We start from the raw sequence: 5,941 nt of genomic DNA on the forward strand, positions 1-5,941 counted from the left end.
CACCTGAACGATTACGTCATTGGTCAGGAACGTGCCAAGAAAGTGATGGCAGTTGCCGTTCACAATCACTATAAAAGACTTATGCACGCCGAAGAAGAGAATTCGGATGTCGAACTTGATAAATCGAATATCCTGCTGATAGGACCAACCGGCTCCGGAAAAACATTGCTAGCCAAAAGCCTGGCCCGCTATCTGCAGGTCCCATTTGCGATTGGAGATGCAACGACCCTGACAGAAGCCGGTTATGTAGGCGAAGATGTCGAAAACCTTTTACTAAAATTGCTGCACGCTGCCGATTTTGACGTCGAAGCAGCACAAAGAGGAATCCTGTTTATCGACGAAATCGATAAGATTGGAAAAACCAGCCAGAACGTTTCGATTACCCGTGACGTATCTGGAGAGGGTGTCCAGCAAGCATTACTTAAGATGCTGGAAGGAACTGTTGCCAATGTTCCTCCTCAGGGAGGCCGAAAACACCCGGAACAGCAATACATTCAATTGGACACAACCAATATTCTATTTATCTGCGGTGGTACTTTCGTCGGTCTCGAGGACATTGTCGGTAAGCGTCTCGGTCGGAAAACGATCGGTTTTGGACAGTCTGGCAAAAAGAGAGAGCAGGAAAGATCGAAAAATGATTTACTTGCCCAGGCTTCGGTCGATGATGTGTTAGAATTCGGTTTGATCCCGGAATTGCTCGGGCGTCTTCCGGTCTTATCGTCATTGGCACAACTGGAAGAAGACGATCTGGTTCGGGTATTAACAGAACCGAAGAACTCTCTCGTCAGACAGTTTCAAAAATTCTTTGAAATGGAAAAGGCGAAACTCGAATTTACAGAAGAATCTCTGCATGAAATTGCACGTATCGCCCAGAAGAAAAATACCGGTGCTCGCGGATTGCGAAGCGTGATCGAGCAGGCGATGTTTGATATTATGTATGAGCTTCCCGAACAGGAAGCGGGTAAAAAATACGTGGTCACACCAGAAGTCGTCCGCGGAACTGAGCAGATGTTCCCTACGGATGATTCCGCAGCCGCATAGACTTGCTTCGATTCAACTTCTATAATCAAGCTAGAAATCATCAATTTCCCGCCGAAGTATTACTTCGGCGGGTTTTATTACGTACGGTTGAGTCATGAAAATTTATCTGAGTGTTCAAACTCCTTCTAAAAAAATAAAATCGGTGACGCTCACCAAAACAACGTTAGTCGGCAGAGCCTCCGATTGTGATTTGAAGCTGAAGTCCGATCTGGTCAGCCGCTACCACTGTAAAATTTTCCTGACGGATTCCGTCGCCTTAGTTCATGATCTGGGAAGTTCAAACGGCACTTTTATTGACGGAAAAAAACTGACTCCTAAACGCGACACGAAACTGGCTCCCGGCTGCCTGCTGTCAATCGCTGATGTCAGTTTTCGAGTCGACTATGATCCCCAGGAATTTGTTGATGTGGGATCAACGATCAATTTAAAGAGCATCGAAGCGCTCCTGTCAGTGAATACTCTGAATTCGGTCCCAGACGATGTTATTCCTCTCAATGTTCCTGCAGAAATCACCCTGCCTGAGAATCAGCCAAAAGCAAAGCAGAACAAATCGAGTGATACCGCCACGATCGACGAATATGACCCAGATCAGAAAACCAGGCAAAATAAAAAGACGGTTCAATTTCCAGAAATCGAATTAACTGATAATATGGAGCAAAACTGACCTCAGCTTGGCTTTTCTCTACAGGATTCGATTATGTCAGACAATGACGTCCAGCAGCTTTTGAAATTAAGCAAACAATTACTTGATGCCATCGACCATAAAGACTGGCATACTTATACCGCTCTCTGTGATGAAGAATTGACGGCTTTTGAGCCAGAAGCCCAGGGGCACCTGATCTCGGGAATGGACTTCCATCGTTTCTATTTTGAGATGAATCCGACCGGAAGACCCAGACAATCCACCATCAGTTCTCCGATGGTTTCTATTATGGGGGACGTTGCCCTGGTCACATATGTTCGCATCGTCCAGGCAATTGATGAACATGGCCATGATTCCAGTGCCGCCTCCGAAGAAACTCGCGTCTGGCAAAAACAGGACGGTGAATGGCAACACGTTCATTTTCACCGCTCGCTCGTATAAAGAATTGAATCGCGATCATGAATGAAGCTGCACACACACACCAGATCGTGATTCTCTGCTCAGACATGCTGTTTCTGAGCAAAATCACCGGGGTTGCGAAACTGCTGGGTTTTTCATTCTGCACGGCGCTCAGTAGCAAAAAGGCTGCGGAATACCTGACGGAGGAAGGCAGTCAATTAATTCTGATTGACCTTACGACCCCAAATCTGAACTGGGAATTACTGGCTTCGATTCATCACCGTAATCCCCATCTGGTCAGCATTGCCTTCGGGCCGCATGTGGATACGGATCTTCTTGAACAGGCAAAAGCTGCGGGCTGCACTCAGGTGCTGCCTCGCAGCAAGTTTTCTGCCCAGTTGCCACAGCTTCTGCAAGCGGCTTTCGAATCAGATCAGAATCACAGTTGAATCACAAATGGGATTAACCCAACTGGAATTTCTTCAACAACCCCTGATAGGCCTGTTCGCCATGTTTAAGGTCTACGACCGCACTAATGCGGGTTTCACTGGTATTTATCATCTGGATATTGATTTTGGATTCCGCCAGTGCATTGAACATTGACTGACCGACCCCCGTATGACTGCGAAGCCCGATCCCGACAACGGAAAGCTTTGCGATTTCCGCTTCATGGCTCAACTCTGCAGCTCCCCATTCGGAAAGCAGAGGCTCGACCAGTTCCAGACTTTTTTCCAGAGAAGTTCTCGGCACCGTGAATGAGAGGTGAGCCTGTTCTTCCTCGCCCATGTTTTGGACGATCATATCAACAGACACGCCTCCTTCGGCAACGACGGAAAACAGCCTCGAACAGATCCCCGGACTATCCGGCAGATTCCTGACTGTCACACGCGACTGACTCTGATCGAGCAACACCTCGCTCACAACAATGTCTTCCATGTTTGACAACTGAGCCACGATTTCCTGTTCTAACTGCGTCAACTTCTGTAACTGCTGCTCTGTTTCTAAACCCTCCGAAAGGATTTCATTCGTAGCAAAGTCATAATTGGGAAGTCGATCCAGTTCGAAGCCGTTATGGATCGCGCGTACTGCTTCTTCACATTGATCCCGATCTACGAGCACTGTCACCTTAATTTCGCTGGTTGTAATCATACCGACATTGATGTTCGCATCGGCCAGGATGGAGAACATCCGACTGGCCACACCGTAATGATGGCGCATTCCGCTACCGACAATCGAAACCTTGGAAAGATTGGTTCCCTGTTGAATCTTCCCGGCACCAATGATATTGATCGCTTCGCTGGCAGCAGTCAGTGTATCAGCCAGATCGGACTGGGGAACGGTGAAGGAAACACGAGCCACGCCACCGGTTCCCACATCCTGCACGATCATATCCAGACAGATTTTTCTTTCCGCCATACGCGTGAAAATGCTACCCATGATTCCCGGCTCGTCAGGTATATCAGTCAAACTGACTCTGACTTCATCGCGAACAAAAGCCACTCCCGTCACCACCGGTGCGTCGGCTAGAGGCTGAGCGGCAATTAATGTTCCTGCACCATCGGAAAACGAGGGGCGCACTTTCAACGGCACTTTATATTTTTTGGCAAATTCGATAGATCGTGAATGCATCACACCGGCCCCCAGACTCGCCAGTTCCAGCATCTCGTCATACGAAATACTGTCGATCTTATGAGCTTCCGGCACAATGCGCGGATCGGTGGTAAACACGCCTTCCACATCAGTATAGATTTCACACATGTCCGCCTCCAGGACGGCTGCCAGCGCGGTGGCCGTGGTGTCACTTCCACCTCGACCCAGGGTTGTGATATTCCAATCCTTGTCTCGTCCCTGAAAGCCGGCGGCGATCACGATCTTTCCTTCATTCAAAGCGGTTCGCATCCGTTCCGTTGAAATAGAAATGATGCGGGCTTTCATATGTGAAGAATCTGTGACGACTCCGATCTGAGAACCGGTCAAACTGATGGCTTCTCCACCCAGCTTGTGAATCGCCATCGCCATTAATGCGACCGATTCCTGCTCGCCGGTGGAAAGCAGCATATCCATCTCACGCGGGGTAGGGTGGTCTGTGATTTCCGCAGCTAAACCGACAAGTTCGTCCGTTTTTTTTCCGCGGGCACTTACGACCATCACAACCTGATGCCCCGCCTGATGCATTTCCGTAGCACGGCGCGCCGCAGCGAGGATTTTGCTTGTATCAGCTACACTTGTTCCACCAAACTTCTGGACAATGAGTGACACGTCTCTTCTCCGTTTCTCATAGCTTTAAAAGAAATAACCCGGTTCCCGCTGCTGGCAGCCGCATGCAAACATTGCATTTCAACCCTCTCAGACCACCAGGCGCCGAACCAGAGAATCTGGAAGGTAACAAATAGACCCTGAATCGTGAATCATCAGACTTTTCGGATTCGATAAAACTTGGAAAACCCCTTCGAAATGTGTCATATTCCTAAATTCTGGCTGACCTGATTAGTCTCCGCTGCCATTCGCCACCCAAAAATGTGAACACAAAAACACATCGAACTCAACCGGAGATCAATTTCGAGACCGCTTCAGCGACCTGACGAGCCGCCTGGGGAATTGAGAGCTTGCGCATCGCCTGAGCCATCTGACTTCGGCATTTCTCATCTTTCAGCAAGGTAAAAACGGTTTCACTGAGGAGTTGCGCGGTGAAAGCAGTTTCCGAGGCCTGTTCCACCAAAATTGCTGCTCCCTGATCCTCATAAAAACGGGCATTGATGAGTTGGTGGTCTCCAATAGAATTCGGAAAGGGAATCAGAATCGTCGGGCATCCGACACATGCCAGCTCTGCCAAGGTCGTCGCACCAGCACGGGAGATTACCAGATCTGCTTGTGCATACCACTTTGTCAGATCGGTAAAAAAAGGCTGAACCGTCACTTTGAGATCGGGAAACTGTTCTTTCAAACGTTGATATTCGTTTTCAACATCTGTAAAACCAGAAACCCCTGTCTGATGTACCAGATGCAGTTTCCCGGGTTTTTCGCCCAACAATCGTTTGAGCATTGAAACCACAGCGTCATTGACAGCAGTGGCGCCCTGACTTCCCCCCAGAACCAGCAGCAACCACTCGCCTGATGCGTTTCGATTTGCTTCAACTGACGAAACCGCTTGCAGAATCTCCGTTCTGATCGGATTACCGGAAAAAAGAATACGTGGCTGAGCTGCTTTCCCAAAACTTTTTTTTCTAAACAAGGTCTCTGCAAAAGAAGTGCAAACCAGATCTGTCCGAGGAAACAAAAATCGATTGGCTCTTCCTGGAATGATATTCTGTTCCAGTAAGACGATCGGAATCTTCAGCCAGGCGGCAGCAATGACCACAGGTACGCTGGCAAAACCTCCCAAACCGATCACTACCGCCGGCTTTTCTGTTCGTAAGAAACGACGCGCCTGAAAAAAAGCACGACTGTTATTCCAGAGAAAGCGAAACGGAGCCCGTTTGAAATCACTGGTTGATGAGGCAGGCAAACGCAGGTGCTGATATCCCGCGTTTTCAATGATTTGCTGCTCAACCGATCGATTGGACCCAACGAACGTAATCCGGCAAGGGAATAGCGAAACCAATTGTTCCGCGACAGCGATTCCCGGAAGTAAATGACCTCCCGTTCCGCCGCCGGCAAAAATAATTAATTTGTTATCCGAATAGGACTCGGCCATTGTTCTGCGGGATCACGCGTAGAGTGAATTGTTGACTTAAACAGCATACAGAGGTCCCAGCATAGAGGAAATGCTCTCAAATTCCCAGCTAATCCTTCTCATCTTCGTACTCTTCATCCTCGCACTCTTCATCCTCGCACTCTTCATCCTCGCACTCTTCATCC

At 48.6% G+C, this 5,941-nt stretch carries 6 protein-coding genes; 4 read left to right on the plus strand and 2 right to left on the minus strand.

Annotated features, from left to right (window positions below):
• The 4 genes from clpX to Q0294_RS13765 form a co-directional block, all read left to right on the plus strand.
• On the plus strand, window positions 1-1,041 hold a 1,041-nt coding region (gene clpX, locus Q0294_RS13750; RefSeq protein ID WP_299466359.1), incomplete at its 5' end, for an ATP-dependent Clp protease ATP-binding subunit ClpX.
• A 94-nt stretch (window positions 1,042-1,135) separates the two neighbouring features.
• A complete protein-coding gene (locus Q0294_RS13755; RefSeq protein WP_299466362.1) occupies window positions 1,136-1,705 on the plus strand; it encodes an FHA domain-containing protein in 570 nt (189 codons plus the stop codon).
• A 33-nt stretch (window positions 1,706-1,738) separates the two neighbouring features.
• Entirely contained in the window at window positions 1,739-2,125 is a 387-nt protein-coding gene (locus Q0294_RS13760; RefSeq protein ID WP_299466365.1) for a DUF4440 domain-containing protein, read from the plus strand.
• A gap of 17 nt (window positions 2,126-2,142) precedes the next feature.
• Window positions 2,143-2,532: a hypothetical protein gene (locus tag Q0294_RS13765; RefSeq protein WP_299466368.1), complete on the plus strand. Its 390-nt coding sequence runs from the start codon at window positions 2,143-2,145 to the stop codon at window positions 2,530-2,532.
• 13 nt (window positions 2,533-2,545) lie between these two features.
• On the opposite strand, the gene Q0294_RS13770 is transcribed toward Q0294_RS13765, so the two are convergent.
• Complete coding sequence (locus Q0294_RS13770; protein ID WP_299466370.1) at window positions 2,546-4,342, minus strand: aspartate kinase; 1,797 nt, start codon at window positions 4,340-4,342, stop codon at window positions 2,546-2,548.
• Between the two features lie 283 nt (window positions 4,343-4,625).
• Window positions 4,626-5,777, minus strand: a complete 1,152-nt coding sequence (gene murG / locus Q0294_RS13775; protein ID WP_299466373.1) for an undecaprenyldiphospho-muramoylpentapeptide beta-N-acetylglucosaminyltransferase — start codon at window positions 5,775-5,777, stop codon at window positions 4,626-4,628.
• Between the last annotated feature and the right edge of the window lie 164 nt (window positions 5,778-5,941).

Origin of the sequence: uncultured Gimesia sp., from assembly GCF_937919775.1 — a bacterium.
Taxonomy (GTDB): domain Bacteria; phylum Planctomycetota; class Planctomycetia; order Planctomycetales; family Planctomycetaceae; genus Gimesia.

Excerpts from the sequence above, each read along its gene's own strand:
- Q0294_RS13755 (WP_299466362.1), top strand. The coding sequence starts at position 1,136 with ATGAAAATTTATCTGAGTGTTCAAACTCCTTCTAAAAAAATAAAATCG.
- Q0294_RS13760 (WP_299466365.1), top strand. The coding sequence starts at position 1,739 with ATGTCAGACAATGACGTCCAGCAGCTTTTGAAATTAAGCAAACAATTA.
- Q0294_RS13765 (WP_299466368.1), top strand. The coding sequence starts at position 2,143 with ATGAATGAAGCTGCACACACACACCAGATCGTGATTCTCTGCTCAGAC.
- murG (WP_299466373.1), bottom strand. The coding sequence starts at position 5,777 with ATGGCCGAGTCCTATTCGGATAACAAATTAATTATTTTTGCCGGCGGC.